The sequence below is a fragment of the Methylorubrum aminovorans genome, assembly GCF_022179725.1.
Taxonomy (GTDB): Bacteria; Pseudomonadota; Alphaproteobacteria; order Rhizobiales; family Beijerinckiaceae; genus Methylobacterium; species Methylobacterium aminovorans.
This window is the reverse complement of sequence record NZ_BPRC01000003.1, coordinates 91,880-106,479: the sequence shown is the minus strand read 5'-3', so window position 1 is coordinate 106,479 and position 14,600 is coordinate 91,880. Positions and strand designations below refer to the sequence as shown.

14 protein-coding genes are annotated in these 14,600 nt (G+C 68.4%); 8 read left to right on the top strand and 6 right to left on the bottom strand.

All coding sequences use genetic code 11. The annotated features are described in order from the left end of the window. The first annotated feature begins 206 nt into the window (after positions 1-206). The 3 genes from fabI to MFF24_RS06900 all read left to right on the top strand — a co-directional run bounded on the left by fabI (position 207) and on the right by MFF24_RS06900 (position 2,331). A complete protein-coding gene (gene fabI, locus MFF24_RS06910) occupies positions 207-1,043 on the top strand; it encodes an enoyl-ACP reductase FabI (protein WP_238223475.1) in 837 nt (278 codons plus the stop codon). Between the two features lie 67 nt (positions 1,044-1,110). Next, complete coding sequence (fliP, locus tag MFF24_RS06905) at positions 1,111-1,872, top strand: flagellar type III secretion system pore protein FliP (RefSeq protein WP_166058316.1); 762 nt, start codon at positions 1,111-1,113, stop codon at positions 1,870-1,872. A gap of 57 nt (positions 1,873-1,929) precedes the next feature. Further along, the gene (locus tag MFF24_RS06900) at positions 1,930-2,331 is read left to right on the top strand and encodes a DoxX family protein (protein ID WP_231345357.1); all 402 of its coding nucleotides are present in this window, start codon (positions 1,930-1,932) and stop codon (positions 2,329-2,331) included. 3 nt (positions 2,332-2,334) lie between these two features. Here the strand turns inward: MFF24_RS06900 and MFF24_RS06895 are convergent, their stop codons facing one another. The 3 genes from MFF24_RS06895 to MFF24_RS06885 form a co-directional block, all read right to left on the bottom strand. Then, positions 2,335-5,685: a dihydrolipoyllysine-residue succinyltransferase component of 2-oxoglutarate dehydrogenase complex gene (locus tag MFF24_RS06895; RefSeq protein ID WP_238223473.1), complete on the bottom strand. Its 3,351-nt coding sequence runs from the start codon at positions 5,683-5,685 to the stop codon at positions 2,335-2,337. Between the two features lie 120 nt (positions 5,686-5,805). After that, the gene (locus MFF24_RS06890) at positions 5,806-6,222 is read right to left on the bottom strand and encodes a hypothetical protein (protein WP_238223471.1); all 417 of its coding nucleotides are present in this window, start codon (positions 6,220-6,222) and stop codon (positions 5,806-5,808) included. Positions 6,223-6,372: 150 nt separating this feature from the next. Next, positions 6,373-8,520: a S9 family peptidase gene (locus MFF24_RS06885; RefSeq protein ID WP_238223462.1), complete on the bottom strand. Its 2,148-nt coding sequence runs from the start codon at positions 8,518-8,520 to the stop codon at positions 6,373-6,375. Positions 8,521-8,908: 388 nt separating this feature from the next. Here MFF24_RS06885 and MFF24_RS06880 point away from each other — a divergent pair, with 388 nt between their 5' ends. The 3 genes from MFF24_RS06880 (at position 8,909) to MFF24_RS06870 (ending at position 10,645) form a co-directional block, all read left to right on the top strand. Further along, positions 8,909-9,346 carry a Ros/MucR family transcriptional regulator gene (locus MFF24_RS06880; protein WP_108942743.1) on the top strand — a complete coding sequence of 146 codons (438 nt, stop codon included), beginning with the start codon at positions 8,909-8,911 and terminating at the stop codon, positions 9,344-9,346. A 160-nt stretch (positions 9,347-9,506) separates the two neighbouring features. Beyond that, a complete protein-coding gene (locus MFF24_RS06875) occupies positions 9,507-9,701 on the top strand; it encodes a hypothetical protein (RefSeq protein ID WP_108942744.1) in 195 nt (64 codons plus the stop codon). 134 nt (positions 9,702-9,835) lie between these two features. Then, a complete protein-coding gene (locus MFF24_RS06870) occupies positions 9,836-10,645 on the top strand; it encodes a DUF6456 domain-containing protein (RefSeq protein WP_238223460.1) in 810 nt (269 codons plus the stop codon). Between the two features lie 106 nt (positions 10,646-10,751). Here MFF24_RS06870 and MFF24_RS06865 read toward each other — a convergent pair whose 3' ends face one another. Then, positions 10,752-11,165, bottom strand: a complete 414-nt coding sequence (locus tag MFF24_RS06865) for a SufE family protein (RefSeq protein WP_108938566.1) — start codon at positions 11,163-11,165, stop codon at positions 10,752-10,754. Positions 11,166-11,251: 86 nt separating this feature from the next. Further along, positions 11,252-12,331 (bottom strand): sensor histidine kinase, encoded by a 1,080-nt coding sequence (locus tag MFF24_RS06860; protein ID WP_238223459.1) that lies wholly within the window; start codon positions 12,329-12,331, stop codon positions 11,252-11,254. A gap of 986 nt (positions 12,332-13,317) precedes the next feature. Here MFF24_RS06860 and MFF24_RS06855 point away from each other — a divergent pair. Both MFF24_RS06855 and MFF24_RS06850 read left to right on the top strand, forming a co-directional pair. Then, a complete protein-coding gene (locus MFF24_RS06855; RefSeq protein ID WP_133090793.1) occupies positions 13,318-13,827 on the top strand; it encodes a hypothetical protein in 510 nt (169 codons plus the stop codon). 100 nt (positions 13,828-13,927) lie between these two features. Then, positions 13,928-14,092 (top strand): HAD family hydrolase, encoded by a 165-nt coding sequence (locus MFF24_RS06850; RefSeq protein WP_238223458.1) that lies wholly within the window; start codon positions 13,928-13,930, stop codon positions 14,090-14,092. Between the two features lie 49 nt (positions 14,093-14,141). Here MFF24_RS06850 and MFF24_RS06845 read toward each other — a convergent pair whose 3' ends face one another. Beyond that, on the bottom strand, positions 14,142-14,582 hold the full coding sequence (locus MFF24_RS06845) for a VOC family protein (RefSeq protein WP_108938570.1): 441 nt from the start codon (positions 14,580-14,582) through the stop codon (positions 14,142-14,144). Between the last annotated feature and the right edge of the window lie 18 nt (positions 14,583-14,600).

The window sequence follows — 14,600 nt, the reverse complement described above, 5'->3', positions numbered from 1 at the left end:
GACCCGCGGCTACTTCTGAGCCCCGCGCTCCTCGCAACCCGACCGATTGTCAGGCCCCGTCGCGCCCGCGCCGGGGTTTTTTCGTGCCGGGCATCTCGCGCGACGCCGTGCGCAATTCGGCGCCACGCGTGGACAGGCCGTCGCCCGGCGGGCTAAGCCTCGCACAGGGCGCCGAGGCGCCGGGCCGAAGGCGTGCGGGTTTGAGAATGACGGGTTTGATGGCGGGCAAGCGCGGCCTCATCATGGGGGTCGCCAACGATCATTCGATCGCGTGGGGCATCGCCAAGACCCTGCACCGGCAGGGCGCAGAACTCGCCTTCACCTATCAGGGCGAGGCGCTCGGCCGCCGCGTCACGCCGCTCGCCGCCTCGGTCGGCTCCGACATCGTGCTGCCCTGTGACGTCGAGGACATCGGCACCGTCGATGCCGCCTTCGCCGCCCTCGACGAGCGCTTCCCCGACGGAATCGACTTCATCGTTCACGCCATCGGCTTCTCGGACAAGGCGCAGCTCAAGGGCCGCTACGTCGATGTCACGACCCGCGCGAACTTTTCGCGCACCATGACGATCTCCTGCTTCTCCTTCACCGAGATCGCCCAACGGGCGGCCGCACGCATGCCGCGGGGCGGTTCGCTTTTGACGCTGACCTATGCCGGCTCGACCCGCGTGATGCCGAACTACAACGTGATGGGCGTCGCCAAGGCCGCGCTCGAAGCCTCGGTGCGCTATCTCGCCAGCGACCTCGGCCCCGACGGCATTCGCGTCAACGCCCTTTCGGCTGGTCCGATGCGGACGCTGGCCGGCGCCGGCATCGCCGATGCCCGGCTGATGTACAATCACCAGAAGGCGCACGCGCCGCTGCGCCGGACGGTGACGCTGGAGGATGTCGGCAATTCCGCCCTCTACCTCCTGTCCGATCTGTCGGGCGGCGTGACGGGCGAGATCCACTTCGTCGATTCGGGCTACAACATTATCTCCATGCCGCGGCCCGCGGTGCTTCAGGCCCAGGACGAGGCGGGCGTCGTCGGCGACGACGAGGTGTGATCGCGCGGGAAGCGTGTCGTCGCGTCGCTTGTGCGCGGCCGAATCACGTCTCAGGGTGCGGCCCGCGATGACCCCCTCCCCCCGCCGACCCGTGCCACGCCTCGCCCTTAGAACAACGATCCTGGCCGTCCTGCTGTTGATCGGCGGCTCGGGCGCAGCGCTGGCGCAGAGCGTCACCCTCGATCTCGGCGCGGGCGGCACCACCGAGCGGGCGCTCCAGCTCGTTGCGCTGATCACGGTCCTGGCGCTGGCGCCCTCCGTGCTGGTGATGGCGACCTCGTTCACCCGGATCGTCGTCGTGCTGTCGATCCTGCGCTCGGCCCTCGGCACACAGACCGCGCCGCCCAACACGGTGATGGTCAGCCTTGCCCTGTTCCTGACCGCCTTCGTGATGGCGCCGACGGCGCGGGAGGCCTACCGGAACGGCGTCGAGCCGCTGGTGGCCGGCCAGATCAGCCAGTCCCAGGCGTTCGAGCGGGCCTCGGCGCCGTTCAAGACCTTCATGCTGCGCAACGTGCGCGAGAAGGATCTCAAGCTCTTCCTCGACATGGCCCGTCAGCCGGCTCCGGCGGGCCCGGAGGCAATCGGTTTGGAGATCGTCACCCCGGCCTTCATGATCTCCGAATTGCGGCGTGCCTTCGAGATCGGCTTCCTCCTGTTCATCCCCTTCCTGATCATCGACCTCGTGGTCGCCTCGGTGCTGATGGCGATGGGCATGATGATGCTGCCGCCGGCCACCGTCGCGCTGCCGTTCAAGCTGATCTTCTTCGTCCTGGTCGACGGTTGGACGCTGGTGGCGGGCTCCCTCATTCAAAGCTACGGAGGGTGAGGCCCGCCGCGCGACGATTCGAAGGTGCGGGCCGACGCGTAGAGAGGACGTCGAGACATGGATCTGACGAGCATCACCGCACAATGGGCGCCGCGGATGCTGAGCGTCCTGCGGATCGTCTCGGCGCTGATCTTCATGGCGCACGGCACGCAGAAGATCCTCGGGTTCCCACCGAGCGCGATGAACCCGCCGCTGCTATCGCTGTCCGGGATCGCTGGCCTGCTCGAACTCGTCGGCGGCGCGCTGCTCGTGGTTGGGCTGTTCAGCCGGCCGGTCGCCTTCATCCTGTCCGGCCAGATGGCCTTCGCCTACTTCATCGCCCACGCGCCCAAGAGCTTCTTCCCGGCACTCAACGGCGGTGATGCGGCGATCCTGTTCTGCTTCGTCTTCCTCTATATCGCCTTCGCCGGCCCCGGCCCGTGGAGCCTCGACGCGCAGCGCGGCCGCCGCACCTACTGAGTATCAGCCCGGCGGCGGGGACGGCGCCTCGGCGCGGTTGCCCGTCGCGGCGCTGCCGGGCTCCGGCACGGCGCTGTCCGGATAGCGCTTGCGGTATTCCGAGAGGAAGGCGGCGAGCGTCTCCGCCTTCGTGGCGCGCAGGGCCGCGTCGCGGAAGGCGGCGGAGCGGGGCGCGTCCGGCCGCGTCAGCATCGCGAAGGTGCGGGCATCCGCGCCCTCGGCCATCGGCCCGGCGAACTTCGCCTTCAACCGCTCCAATCCCAGCGCCTCGCCCGCGAGCCCGTAGGCGATGCCGGCGCGGATCACATCGGCGCGCGCCGTCTCGTCGAGGGGCTTTCCGGAGCGCCAGGCCGGCCCGAGGATCATCTCGTGCGCCTCGCCCGCTTCGCGCCAGCGCCGGGCCGCCCAGAGGATGTCGGCGCGCAGCCGCTCGGCATCGGCCCCGGTCTCGCCCTCGACCGTCTCCAGGGCGAGATCGGTGCGGGAAAGATCGGACAGGGCACGAGCCCGCAGCAGCGCTCGGGCGCGGCGGACGTCCTCCGGCAGTTCCGGCAGGTGGGTCGCGTCGAGCGTCTGAAGGGCCTGAAGCGGCTTGCCCTCCATCAGGCGGATCGTGGCGAGCCGTGCCGACACCGAGGAGCGGGCCGCGCCCTCCAGGCGGTGCTCGATCTGGTACTGGAGCAGCTCGTCGGCGGAATCGAGCAGGTCGAGGGCGACGAGGCGGTCGGCCAGGCGACGCACGATCTCGTCGGCGCGCCGGCCGGCGGGCGCGAAGTCCTTGAAGTCGAAATACAGCGCCAGCGCCTCGACGCCGCCGAGCTTCTCCCCGCGCGGGCCGAGAAACAGGTCCTCGAAGACGGTCATGGCGCGCTCGTGCAGCGCGCGCGCGATCGGCGCCTGGGCGTTGAGGGTGTTGGCTCGGCGCGCGGTGGTGAAGATCTTGCGCCAGCGCCCGGCCTCTTCGTACAGGCCGCCGAGCGCACCGAGCGTCCCGATTTCGGTCGGGCCACCGTGCCAAGTCACGGCCAGGATCTCGAGCCGGTCGATCGCGTCGGGCAGGGTCGTCTTGCCGAGTGTGTGGCCGAGGGTGGCCGCACGCAGCGTCGCCTCCGCCGCCAGCGGCCAGGGCGCCTGATCCCGCAGCGTCTCGTAGGCCGCCAGTGCCGCCGCGCCGCGTCCCGTCGCCTCGTCCATCTTCGCCCGCAGCAGCGTCAGCCGGTCCCGCGTGAATTCGGTGGCGGCGCGGGTGGCCGCGATCGATTCGCGCGTTACCGCCTCCCAATCCCCGGTCTCGACGGCGGCCTCGGCGGCGGCGGCGTGGAACAATGAAGCGAGGGGCTCGGGGTAGCGCTCCAGGACCGATTCGCCGGCGCGCAGGGCGATAGCCGCCTCGCTCCACCGGCCGGTCAGGGCCTCGGCATAGCCGCGCCAGAGGCGAGCCTCGGGATTGGTGGCGAGCCGCTCGTCCGAGAGGAGCTTGCGCGCCTCTTCGGCCCGTCCGATCCGGGCGAGCAGAATGCCGCGCATCAGAACCGTCTGCCGGTCTCCGTCGATCACGACGTCCTCGGCGGCGGCGGCATTCAGAGCGCCGAGCGCCTCGACATCGAGGTCGTTGGCGATCAGCGCCCTGGCCAGAGCGAGGCGCGCGCCGCCGCGGTCGCGGCGCTGCGCCTCGACGGCAGCGGCCAAGCCCTCGCGCAGCGTCGCGCGCACGTCGCCGCGCTGAGCCTTTTCCCAGGCGTCGCGGTCGATCACCAGCTCCGTCACGGAGCCCACCGGCGGGTCGGCGGAACGCGAGACGCCGGAAACCACGAGACCGCTCGCGCGCCCCTCTTTCCCTCCCTCACGGCCAATCGTCACGCCATCGAGGTCGGGCCGCACGGTGAGGTCGTCGGCGTTGGCGAGCACGGCGAGGCCGAGCCGGCTCGGGATCAGCTCGAACTCGACGAAGCGCTGCGCCTTCACCACACCCGCCGGACGGCTGCCGTCGGTTGTGACGACGGCGACACGCTCGCCATCGAGATCGAGCCAGCCGACGGGACCGGCCGCGGGCAGGCGCAGGGTCACGCCGAGCCGCCCCTGCGCGGCCGGGGCGCGCTGAGCGGTCAGGCTCTCGCTCGGTGAGAGGCTGTCGCCGGTCACCAGCTCCCAGCCGCCCGGTTCGGTCACCGGCACGAGATCGACGAGCCGTCCGCCGGGCGCGGTGAAGCGAAGGATGGTGAAGGCGCCGCTGCGCTGCGGCGCCGAGAGCGCCACGAGGCCGGTAGCTCCGGGCGGTGGCACGGCGACCGGATCGGTCGTGGCGAAGACGAGGGTGACGACGCCGCCACGCTCGAACAGGGCCGCCGGCACGCGCTTGGCGAAGGGGAAGACGAGCCCCGAACCCGCCTTGCGCGTCACCGGGGAAGAGGGCGGCGTGGGACGGCGTTGCGACGCGTCGGCGGCCTGCGCGGCGGGCCGGGGCGGCTCCTTCGCGGCGTCCCTCACTTCCTCCTTCGCTTCGCTGCCAGAAATGGCCGTCGATGCCGGCGCGGTCTCCGCTGATGCAGGCTTGGTGAGGAAGTCGATGGTGACGACATCCTCGTCGCGCGCGGTGGCGAGGGTCACGCCGTCGGCCGGGTTCGCGACGATCCGGGTCTCGCCCACCTCCGTCTCGACGGCGACGCGGCCGATGTTCGGGGCGAGGCGCCCCCGCAGGGCGAGGTCGTCGATGCGCCACGTGCCGGGCAGTGTCAGGCGCGTGCCGGTCCCGGTCGGCGCGAAGGCCGCCTCGCTGCCCTCCGGCAGACGCAGCGAGAGGCGGGTCCGCACCTCGTTACGGGCGAGTTCGAGCGTGAGCGGACGCGGAACGGGAGGCGGGTTGCGGGCCTTCAGGCTCGCCTCGGCGGCCGCCGCCCGGCGGGCGAGATCGGCCACCACCTCGGTGGGTAGCGGCGGAAGGAAACCATTCCAATTCTCTGGCAGCAGATCGATAAAGACCTGCTCGCCGGCATCCTGCACGTTGAGGCGGTAGGGGCGTTGCAGGGCCAGGCGCAGGGCCGAGCCGTCGGGGTCGCGCCGCACCACGGTGACGTAGTCCGGCATACCGGCGGCGATCCGCTCGGGGCCGGCCGTCACCGCCTCGCCGAAGGTGAGCACGAGAATCGCGCCCGACACCCGCGCCTTGACGGCGACCGGCTCATCGAAGGTCAGGACGATGCGGCCGTAGCCCTCCGGCGCCTGCGCTCCCTTGGCCGAGACGAGTCGGGCCGCCTCCGCCGCCGAGATCCAGGCGCAGAGGCCGGCGGCGAGGCCGGCGCGCAGCAGGATCCTGCCCGGACGCAGCCGCTTTCCCTGACCGGCCCGTCCCCCCATCGCGCGAAACGCCCGCCATCTTCGCGGCGGCCGACCTCGAACGGAGGCCAGGCGCCGAACGCCACTCGTGCGGGCACTCTCGCTCAGCGCGGTGAACGCGTGCTTAAAACGCGGCTTGCCTCACGAGGCCTTGCGCAGGACGAGGCCGGGGATCGCCGTGCCCCTCTCGCCGAACATCTCCTGCGCCTTGCGGCAGCTCTCATCGACGTTCTTCCGGTAGGCTTCGGTGTAGCCCATGCTGCGCATCAGCAATTCACCCTTGGAGATCGCGTCGAGATCGACCCCCATGGCGGCGACGACCGACTTGAACCGCTCGTAATCGGGCTGCGCCTCCTTGCAGGATTCGCCCACGAAGCGCACGAGCCCGGCGAGCTTCACGGCATTCGCCTGCTGGCGCTCCTGGGCGGTCTGCGGCGCCTTCGGAGCCCCCTCCGGAGCGGTCGCACCGGCCTCGGGCGCGACCGGCTTCGGCTCCTGGGCCTGCGCAGCGAGCGGTAGCGCGAACAGAATCGCGGCAGCGATCGCGACGTACTTCATCGGGTTTCTCCCTGGACGTCGTGTTATATTATTTTAATCTTATTTTCTGCTGCATCAGCACAGCAGAGGCGCGGGCGCTGTTCTGCCCTTTTTGCGACGCTTTGTCGAAGCGCCGGCCGCGCGACCTTTCGCGGCCGGCACCGATCCTGTTCAGGCCGGCTTCGCCACGCGCGCCGCCGCCATCAGTGCGAAGGCGTAGATCAGCCCGACCTCTTCCAGGCGGTCGAAGCGGCCGGCCGCGCCGCCATGCCCGGCCTCCATGTTGATCTTGCAGAGGATGGGACCGCCGCCGGTCATCGTGGCGCGCAGCCGCGCGACCCATTTCGCCGGCTCCCAATAAGTCACGCGGGGATCGGTGAGGCCGCCGAGCGCCAGGATCGCCGGATAGGCCTTGGCGGCGACGTTGTCGTAGGGCGAGTAGGACAGGATCGTCTTGAACGCCGCCTCGCTCTCGGCTGGATTGCCCCATTCCGGCCATTCCGGCGGGGTGAGCGGCAGGTCAGCGTCGAGCATGGTGTTGAGCACGTCGACGAAGGGCACGTCGGCGACGATGCCGGCGAACAGCTCCGGCGCAATGTTGGCGGCCGCGCCCATCAGCATGCCGCCCGCGCTGCCGCCATGGGCGACGATGCGTCCCTGCGCGGTATAGCCCGCCTCGATCAGCGCACGGCCGCAGGCCACGAAATCGGTGAAGGTATTGGGCTTCTTCTCGCGCTTACCCTCGAGATACCAGTTCCAGCCTTTCTCCGTGCCGCCGCGGACATGGGCGATGGCGTAGACGAAGCCGCGATCGACGAGGCTGAGCAGGTTGGTGCGAAAGGCCGCCGGCATCAGCGTGCCGTAGGAGCCGTAGCCGTAGAGCAGGAGCGGCGCCGAGCCGTCGAGCGCGAACCCGCGGCGGTGCAGCAGCGAGATCGGCACGCTCTCCCCGTCCGGCGCCGTCGCGAACAGTCGGCGGGTGACGTAGTCGGCAGGCTCGTGGCCGCTCGGCACGGTCTGGCGCTTGCGCAGGATGCGGGCGCGAGTGACGCAGTCGTAGTCGTAGGTCTCCGCCGGCGTCGTCATCGACGAGTAGGTGAAGCGGATCCGCGCCGTCTCGAACTCATAGCCCGGCAAAAGCCCGAGCGAGTAGGCCTCCTCCGCGAAGGAGACCGTGTGCTCCTCGCCCTTCATGTCGCGCACGACGATACGCGGCAGGGCGTTCTCCAGTTCGAGCCGCACGAGGTGGTTTCCGAGCACGTGCAGGTGCCGGATCATCACGCCGGGTCGATAGGGCACCGCGTCGCGCCAGTTCTCCCGCGCCGTGGCGTCGAGGGGGCAGGTTACGATCTTGAAGTCCACCGCGCCGTCGGCATTCGTCAGGATGACGAGATACGAGCCCCAGTGCTCGACCGAGTAGATCAGCCGCTCTTCGCGGGGCGCGACGCAAGCCAGCGCGCCCTCGTCGTCGGCGCGGTCGAGCAGGTAGACCTCCGCGGTCTCGTGGTCGCTCGCGGTGACGGTGAGGTAGGTGCCCGACTGCGTGCGGCCGATATTCACGAAAAAGCCCGGATCGGGCTCCTCGTAGACGAGCGTATCCTCGGCCTGATCCGTGCCGAGGCGGTGGCGCATCACGCGGGCCGGGCGATGGTTCTCGTCGAGCGCCACGTAGAAAAAGGCGGTGCCGGCCGCGTTCCAGACCGCGTCGCCCGCGGTCGATTCGACACGCTCCGGGCGATCCTCGCCAGTGTCGAGGTCGCGCACGCGGATAGTGTGGAGCTCCGAGCCCTTGGTGTCCACGCCCCAGGCGAGCAGGCGATGATCGTCGGAATGGGCCGCGCCGGCGATCTCGAAGAAGGCCAGCCCTTCCCCTTCCTTGTCACCGTCGAGCAGGATCTGCTCGCCGATCTCACCATCCTCCGGCTCCTCGGCGATGCGGTGCACGGTGCGCGGGCGGCGGCAGACCAGCGGGTGCTGCCCACCCTCGCGGTGGCGGGAGTAATAGGCAAAGGCGCCGTCGGGCTCCGGCACCGAGGCATCGTCCTCGCGGATGCGCCCCCGCATCTCGGCGACGAGAGCCTTGCGCAGAGCCGAAGCGCCGCTCAGCGCCGCCTCGGCATAGGCGTTCTCGGCTTCGAGATAGGCGCGGATATCGGGGGCCAGCGCCGACGGGTCCTTGAGCACCGCGCGCCAGTTCTCGTCCTTGAGCCAAGCGAAGGGGTCCTCGACGCGCCGGCCAAAGAGTTCGAAAGCGTGCGGACGCGCCTCGGCCGCGGGTGCCTGGGGCGGCAGGGAAAAGGCGGGCGGTTCGAAAGTCATCGCCGAACTCCGGTCGAACGCGTGAGAGGTGAACAGGTGGGATGACAGGCGGTGTGCCGTGCCGCGAGGCGGCCCGCAAGGCGGCCCGGCTACGATCGAATGTCCTCGAAAGCACATCCAAACAGCCGACCCGAGAGGAGTGAGCTGGAGCATTCACGGTAAATTGCGCACGTCCCGGACACCCCGGACCCGTTCAGTTGTGCATACCCGTTCTGTCTTGCAGGTCTAATGTAGATGTCCTAGGTAGAACGCGTGACTGAGGGGGCGTCACTCCAAACCGAAAACAAGCGGCACGATTGCACAAGACGGTCCTTTGCCTGCCCAGTTCCCGCTGGACACTGGGCTAGATCGATTGCGCGCGATGCACCGCGAAGGGACAACCAAGATCATGAACGAAACCGAGCCGTCGGTCGATTACGTCGCTCTCACAGCCGACATCGTCACCGCCTACGTGAGCAACAACCCGGTGCCGGCGGCTGAACTCGCCGGCCTGATCGGCAGCATCCACGGCGCCCTGATCCAAGTCGGAAGCGGCCGCGTCGCCGCACCGCAGCCCGCCGTCCAGGAGCCGCAGCAGCCGGCCGTGCCGATCAAGAAGTCGATCCAGCCCGACTACATCGTCTGCCTGGAGGACGGGCGGACCTTCAAGTCGCTGAAGCGGCACCTGCGCGCCAAGTACAATCTCTCCCCCGAGCAGTACCGCGCCAAGTGGGGCCTCTCGCCCGATTATCCGATGGTGGCGCCGAACTACGCCAAGGCCCGTTCCGATCTCGCCAAGGCGATCGGTCTCGGCCAGGTGCGCCCGGACTACGACGCGGCCGCCTGATTCTCTTCGGACCGCAGCACCCGCGGTGCCGCCCCAGGCGCCGCGGGTCGCCAAGCCCAGGGCGGCCGACCGCGTGGACGGGCCGAACCGAATCGACTTATCAACAGCTTCGTCATGAATTTGTCGCGGAACGCAGCAACCGTTGCTGCATTCCTTCGACATGAGTGACGATGACCTCTCCGAACGACTGTCCAAGACCAACACGGCTCTGGCAGAGTGGGCCGCTCGCTCTGCGTGCGAGAGCGATGCATTGATCGAGCGCTTCGAGCGGATGGGCTACGAGGTGCGCGGCAAGTCGGTGGACGAGATCACCGAGGTGCTGAAACGGCCGCCAACCAAGCCGTCGCACGGCTGAAACGCGGGTTTGAACAGCGTGACGGTGCAACCTCAGGCAGCACAAGACGCTGTCAAGACTTGTATTAGGACGATTTTCCCTTAGCCTCCTGACGTCGGTTCGGTCCGGGTGGCGAAATGCGTAAAGAACAAAACATGAACAATACAGGCGCTCTCGGTCGCGAGGCCGAACGCCTGCTGGCGGCGCTGGCGCCCGAGGGCGCCTATGCCTTTCCTGATCCGAGTGCGCCGGAGACGCTGATCGTGCGCAGCGGCGGTCGCGGCGTCTCGCTGGGTGCGGGGCGGTTCTCCGCACGGGCCGGCGAGACGCTGCTGGCGGCCGACCTCGCGTCGCGGGACGACGGGCGACGCAACCGTCTGGTGATCGGTGCGGCCGGGCGGGCGCGTTTGCGCCGCGCCGAGGCGGGCGGCGCGGACGCCTTCCGGATGCAGCATCTCGCGGTCGTGCGGGAAGGGTCGGGCGAGGCGGAGCGGCTGCGGGACACGGCCGAGAGCCCTCTGGCCTGGATGGCCCGCCGCCGTGGACGCGACGGCGAACCGATGATCGACGCGGCGGCCTTCGCGGCGGGGGAGCGGCTGCGTCACGACCTCGCATCGGCCCAGATGCTGCCGCAACTCTCGACCGACTGGACCGCGCCGCGCGTCGACGGGGGCGGTCCGCGCGATCCGTCTTCGGCATCGGATCGGGTCATCGCCGCACGGCAACGGGTGGATCTCGCGCTGGCAGAGGTGGGTTCGGACCTGTCAGGATTGCTGATCGACCTGTGCGGTTTCCTCAAAGGGCTGGAGCGGATCGAGGCGGAGCGGCGCTGGCCGGCGCGCTCGGCCAAGGTGGTGGCACGCATCGCCCTGGCGCGGCTCGCCGAGCATTACGGGATCGCACGCGAGGCGACCGGCCCGGAACGGGCACGCAGCCGGGCTTGGCGCTCACCTCCGCGCAGATAGCCGAGGGTTCGAGCGACCGTGGCATCCCTCACTGACAGATGCAGGACGGCAGGCGGGAAAGACGCTTCGAGACGGCACGCAGTCTTTCGGGCGTGCCTTCGATTGATCAGGATACCCGGCTGGCGTCGCGCTGGATCTTCTCGACCATGGCGCGAACGCCGTTCGATCGCTTCGAGGTGACATGGGCGCCGAAGTTCAGCTGCTTAAGCAGATCGAGCCCATCCAGCTTCGCCGCCTGGTCCGGGCTCTTGCCGGAATACAGCGCGACCATGAGGGCGACGAAGCCCTTCACCAGATGCGAGTCGCTGTCGCCGACGATCGTCAGTCGGCGGCCGTCGTCCTCGGTGGACACCACAAGCCAGACTTGGCTCTCGCATCCGCGGACGAGATTCTGATCGGATTTCCACGCCTCCGGCATGGGCGGCAGAGAACGTCCGAGTTCCATCACGTAGACGAGTTGCTCGTGCGGGTCGTCGATGAGTTCGAAGTTTTCGATGATGGTGTCGAGGTCGGGGAGCATGGCACACGCGTTCAGGAGCGTCGGACGATTTCAGCCGATATAGCGACCGCGGGCCGGGGCCGCGAGGCTCCCCCGTCGCCGAGGCGTCAGCGCAGGGAAGACGGCAGCGAGGGAGGCACGTAGGCCCGCGCTTCCGGCAGTTGCAGCAGGAGTGGATCGGTCTCCGTCGCCGTGCCGCTGACGGCGATCTCGGCCTGGGCGGCATAGGCCGCGATCAGGCGAGGGCCGAGTTTCGGCACGCCCTCTCGTCCCGCGGCGGCGGCCTCACCAAAGCTGGAGACGATGGAGAGGCGCACCGGCCCGCCGACACCGGCATCGATGCCGATCGAGATGCCGCACGTCACTGTCTCGCCCGTGGCATCGAGGCACTCCGCAACGATCTCGGCGACGATCATGCCCAGGGCGTTGGCGGTGCGAGGCTCGACCAGACTCGTCCCCTCCCCCTCGATCGTCACGCTGATCCGTCCGGCCCGCCGGAGCTGCCCGAGCCCGGAGGCGAGCCGCCGCAGATAGTCCCGCAAGTCGATCGACGCGATGTGGGGCGCCTCGTGCAGGTGCTGCTGCACCAGGGCGATCGCCCTCACCCGCTGCCCGAGGGCATCGAAGCTGCCGCGGCAGGATTCCGGTGCGGCGCGGCCGTAGAGGCCGATCAGGCTCACCATCACCTGGAGGTTGTTGCGCACCCGGTGATAGATCTCCGCCAGCAGCGTCTCCTTCTCCAGAAGTGCGTGCTCGGCATGCTCCTCGGCGTGCTTGCGGTCGGTGATGTCGAAGCACGAACCGAGATACCCGTAGAAGACGCCATTCTCCTCGAGCGGACGGCCGGTATCGAGCAGCCAGCGATAGGCGCCGTCGTGGCGGCGCAGACGGAATTCGATGGTGAAGGGAAGCCGCGACTCAAACGCCGTCGCGACGATCTCGGCATGACGCTTGAAGTCGTCCGGGTGCAGTCCCCTGCGCCAGCCATCGCCGATCTCTTCGGCCAGGGGGCGCCCGGTGAACTGGAGCCAGCACTCGTTGTGATAGGTTGAGCGTCCGGAATCATCCGTCCGCCACATCATCAGCGGCACATGGTCGGCAAATCGACGGAAGCCATTGCCGAGGTCGAACGGGGTCTCCGGCCCGCCGTCCCCCGAAAGGCCGCCTTCTGGCGTATCAGCACCCATTCCGCTCGTCTGTTCGCTTGTCGTAACCCGAAAACGACTTCACCTATGCGCCGGACAACGTCCGCGGTGTGGGGCCGTTCCGGGGCGTCCACAAGTCGATAAATCCTTTCGGCCCGGCAAGCCCCTACGGCACCACGCGGCCCGGTCAAGCTTCACGAATGCTCGATCATCCCAAGTATGCGAGCGGCCAACCACTCAACTGCAGCGGGCCCGGGATGAATTGGCATGTCTGGGCGGGATCGTCCGCCACCGCATTGCGGATATCGACGGCGTGCGCGTTCATACAAGTAGGGCCTCAGCCGCAACGCTGGCCGAACGGCGAAGTCGAGCCGGCGACCGGGGGCAGGCGACGCGGTGTCATGGACGACAGGCCGGCACCGGTGAGGCTCCTCGCGCATCGCTTCGGCCATCAGCGCAAGCACGACCTGAAAACATCCATGACCGACTCCCGTCGAATCACGGTCAGAGAAAAGCGCTGGGAATCTGGCAAGGCAGCGCCGACCGCCACAGCTTGCATCAGATTTGGAAGCGTTCGAACGAGCGAGCGAGACGACACATGCAACAAAGGTGGTATTCGCTCCCTCCATGAAGACGAGAACCATCACACTTTATACGACATACAATCCTTTTTTGCGCCGCAACAGGATTGGCGGGAACGAGATCGGCGTCCGATCAACGAAATGTGAGCAAAGTGCTTGCCTCATTCGTTAAGACGTGCATTCTATCCCTCGTCCGTATCAGACCCGGCGAGAGAGCCCAGTCCGGCTTAACCGGCCGTTCATGGCGTCGAGGAGCGACCGCCCCCGGAAGCTTCGAGGCACAATCCCGCAAGGGTTGGACGATCTGAAGGGTGACGCTCCGGCGCCGCTCCGCAGGGCTCATCGAGTTGGCCGAAGTGCCAACGAGCCCCCGGAAACCCACGACAGAGGGGGGCACGAAGTGCTGGTCGCGGGCATTTCGGATGCCCGCACGTCGTGGGGAGCCTGATGAACACGGACGATTTCATCTACGATTTCGACGCGCCGGATTCGGACTGGAACTTCGAGCCGTCACGAGCCGATCTGTTTCGGCAGATCGATGCACCGCTCTACACCACGGACGCGGACGGTTGGCTGACCTTCTACAATGATGCCGCCGCGCAGCTCTGGGGGTTCCGCCCCGTGCTCGGCAAGGCGCGGTGGTGCGGATCGTGGCGGCTGTTCGAATCGGATGGGACAGCGCTTCCGCACGATCTTTCGCCCATGGCCATGACGCTGCGGGAAGGCCGCCTCTGTCGGGGCCTCCAGATCGGTCTCGAACGGCCGGATGGGAGCCGGATGGCATTCATGCCCTATCCCACGGCGCTCCGCGACGACCGAGGCGCCGTGATCGGAGGCTGTAACATCCTCCTCAAGGTCGAGCGGGCCAGCTTGCGCGTGGCGTTCCGCAATCCGCTTCAAGGTCGTCCGACGCTGCGTGCTGCTCAACGGGCAGACATGCACAGATGTTCGGCGTGACATTGCCGACGAGGCGTGTGCGATCCACTTCGTTCGTGCGGGCGATCCGGCTGGATGATCCGGCCCTACGCTCCGCAACATGAGAAGCAAGGAGGAAGCCATGTCGGTCGAGACCAGCTGGAGCCTCGACGCTGTGCAGAGCCTGCGCAGCATGGCCCGTGAGGGCATGCCCGTCGCCGTCATCAGCCTGAGACTGAAGCGACCGGTCGACGCGGTCTGTGCCAAGCTCGCCGAACTCGGCATCACCTCGAAGGCCGAGGCCTAACCGATCCGGATGGACGCCCGCGGCACCGAGCCGGGGCGCCCACCCCCGATCACCAGCTTCCGGTGTTCTCCATGGAAGCCCACGGCTCCTGCGGCGGCTTCGATCCGCCCTTCTGCAGGATCTCGATGGAGATGCCGTCCGGGGAGCGCACGAACGCCATGTGCCCGTCGCGGGGCGGCCGGTTGATGGTGACGCCGGCGTCCTTGAGCCGCTGGCAGAAGGCGTAGATGTCGTCGACCTGATAGGCGAGGTGCCCGAAGTTGCGCCCGCCCGAATACTCTTCCGGGTCCCAATTGTAGGTCAACTCGATCAGGGGCGATTTCGTCGCCGCCGCGCGCTCGACGTCGCCCGGAGCGGCGAGGAAGACGAGGGTGAAGCGGCCCTTCTCGTTCTCGACCCGACGCACCTCCTTCAGGCCGAAGGTGTCGACGTAAAAGGCGAGCGCGCGGTCGAGATCCGCCACGCGAACCATCGTGTGCAGGTATTCCATGGCCACACCGGATGATGA